A 3,254-nucleotide genomic window follows, 5' to 3' on the forward strand; every position below is an offset into this window, starting at 1 on the left:
AGACTTAGTTCAGGTCTTAGAATCAACTCCGCAGCAGATGATGCTTCAGGGATGGCGATAGCAGATAGTTTAAGATCTCAAGCTAATACTTTAGGTCAAGCTATATCTAATGGTAACGATGCTTTAGGTATCTTACAAACTGCTGATAAGGCTATGGATGAGCAACTTAAAATCTTAGATACAATCAAAACTAAGGCAACTCAAGCGGCTCAAGATGGACAAAGTTTAAAAACAAGAACTATGCTTCAAGCAGATATCAACCGTTTAATGGAAGAACTTGACAATATCGCAAATACTACTTCATTTAACGGTAAACAACTTTTAAGTGGAAATTTTATCAATCAAGAATTTCAAATCGGCGCAAGTTCAAATCAAACTATAAAAGCTACTATAGGAGCAACCCAGTCTTCTAAGATAGGTTTAACACGCTTTGAAACAGGAGGAAGAATTTCAACTAGTGGCGAAGTGCAATTTACTCTTAAAAATTACAATGGTATAGATGATTTTCAGTTTCAAAAAGTTGTGATTTCAACTTCAGTTGGAACAGGACTTGGAGCCTTAGCAGATGAGATCAATAAAAATGCTGATAAAACAGGTGTTAGAGCTACTTTTACAGTAGAGACTCGAGGTATGGCTGCAGTTAGAGCAGGAACTACTTCAGATGACTTTGCTATTAATGGGGTAAAAATCGGTAAAGTAGATTACAAAGATGGTGATGGAAACGGTGCTTTAGTTGCTGCAATCAATTCGGTTAAAGATACTACTGGAGTTGAAGCTTCAATCGATGCTAATGGACAACTTTTACTTACTTCAAGAGAAGGTAGAGGGATTAAAATCGATGGTAATATAGGTGGAGGTGCCTTTATCAATGCTGATATGAAAGAAAACTATGGCCGCTTGTCTTTAGTTAAAAATGATGGTAAAGATATTTTAATCAGCGGTAGCAATCTTTCTTCTGCAGGCTTTGGTGCAACTCAATTTATCTCTCAAGCTTCTGTTTCTTTAAGAGAATCAAAAGGAAGATTTGATGCTAATATCGCTGATGCTATGGGATTTGGTTCTGTAAATAAAGGAGTTATGTTAGCTGGAGTTTCTTCTGTTAGCGCTTATATGAGTAGTGCAGGAAGTGGATTTTCGGCAGGTTCAGGTTATTCTGTAGGTAGTGGTAAGAATTATTCTGCTGTACTTACTACTAATGCAATAACTATTTCAGCTGCTTCGCAACTTTCTGCGGTATATAATGTTTCTGCAGGTTCAGGTTTTTCTAGTCAAAGCGGACTTTCTCAGTTTGCAACTATGAAAACAACTGCTTTTGGAGTAAAAGATGAAACAGCAGGTGTTACCACACTTAAAGGTGCTATGGCTGTGATGGATATAGCTGAAACAGCTATAACAAATCTTGATCAAATCAGAGCCGACATTGGTTCGGTGCAAAATCAAGTTACATCAACTATAAACAACATCACTGTTACTCAAGTAAACGTTAAAGCAGCAGAATCGCAAATCCGTGATGTAGACTTTGCAGCCGAGAGTGCAAACTACTCTAAAGCAAATATCTTAGCTCAAAGCGGCTCTTATGCCATGGCACAGGCTAATTCTGTTCAACAAAATGTTTTAAGATTACTACAGTAGTTTAAAAAGCTGTAATATATACAAATCCAAGCCTAGTTTAATGCTAGGCTTTTTTATTTTAAACTCTAAAATTTTTAATTAAACTAAAACTTGGAACACTTTTTGCTTTAATCTTTTCGATGCAATATTTTGAAAGGATTTAAAATGGGTTTTAGGATAAACACTAACATCGGTGCATTAAACGCACATGCAAATTCAGTTGTTAATGCTAGAGAACTGGATAAGTCTTTAAGCAGACTTAGTTCAGGTCTTAGAATCAACTCCGCAGCAGATGATGCTTCAGGGATGGCGATAGCAGATAGTTTAAGATCTCAAGCTAATACTTTAGGTCAAGCTATATCTAATGGTAACGATGCTTTAGGTATCTTACAAACTGCTGATAAGGCTATGGATGAGCAACTTAAAATCTTAGATACAATCAAAACTAAGGCAACTCAAGCGGCTCAAGATGGACAAAGTTTAAAAACAAGAACTATGCTTCAAGCAGATATCAACCGTTTAATGGAAGAACTTGACAATATCGCAAATACTACTTCATTTAACGGTAAACAACTTTTAAGTGGAAATTTTATCAATCAAGAATTTCAAATCGGCGCAAGTTCAAATCAAACTATAAAAGCTACTATAGGAGCAACCCAGTCTTCTAAGATAGGTTTAACACGCTTTGAAACAGGAGGAAGAATTTCAACTAGTGGCGAAGTGCAATTTACTCTTAAAAATTACAATGGTATAGATGATTTTCAGTTTCAAAAAGTTGTGATTTCAACTTCAGTTGGAACAGGACTTGGAGCCTTAGCAGATGAGATCAATAAAAATGCTGATAAAACAGGTGTTAGAGCTACTTTTACAGTAGAGACTCGAGGTATGGCTGCAGTTAGAGCAGGAACTACTTCAGATGACTTTGCTATTAATGGGGTAAAAATCGGTAAAGTAGATTACAAAGATGGTGATGGAAACGGTGCTTTAGTTGCTGCAATCAATTCGGTTAAAGATACTACTGGAGTTGAAGCTTCAATCGATGCTAATGGACAACTTTTACTTACTTCAAGAGAAGGTAGAGGGATTAAAATCGATGGTAATATAGGTGGAGGTGCCTTTATCAATGCTGATATGAAAGAAAACTATGGCCGCTTGTCTTTAGTTAAAAATGATGGTAAAGATATTTTAATCAGCGGTAGCAATCTTTCTTCTGCAGGCTTTGGTGCAACTCAATTTATCTCTCAAGCTTCTGTTTCTTTAAGAGAATCAAAAGGAAGATTTGATGCTAATATCGCTGATGCTATGGGATTTGGTTCTGTAAATAAAGGAGTTATGTTAGCTGGAGTTTCTTCTGTTAGCGCTTATATGAGTAGTGCAGGAAGTGGATTTTCGGCAGGTTCAGGTTATTCTGTAGGTAGTGGTAAGAATTATTCTGCTGTACTTACTACTAATGCAATAACTATTTCAGCTGCTTCGCAACTTTCTGCGGTATATAATGTTTCTGCAGGTTCAGGTTTTTCTAGTCAAAGCGGACTTTCTCAGTTTGCAACTATGAAAACAACTGCTTTTGGAGTAAAAGATGAAACAGCAGGTGTTACCACACTTAAAGGTGCTATGGCTGTGATGGATATAGCTGAAACAGC

The 3,254-nt window shown here is 36.5% G+C and carries 2 protein-coding genes; both read left to right on the plus strand.

Annotation, left to right across the window (positions count from 1 at the left end):
• A partial coding sequence (locus AJ889_RS00120; protein ID WP_070293172.1) for a flagellin A occupies positions 1 to 1,632 on the plus strand: 1,632 nt, incomplete at its 5' end.
• A 144-nt stretch (positions 1,633 to 1,776) separates the two neighbouring features.
• Positions 1,777 to 3,254, plus strand: a 1,478-nt coding sequence (locus AJ889_RS00125; protein WP_070293174.1) for a flagellin, incomplete at its 3' end; no start/stop codon positions are given.

The sequence above is a fragment of the Campylobacter sp. BCW_6468 genome, assembly GCF_001762865.1.
Classification (GTDB): domain Bacteria; phylum Campylobacterota; class Campylobacteria; order Campylobacterales; family Campylobacteraceae; genus Campylobacter_D; species Campylobacter_D jejuni.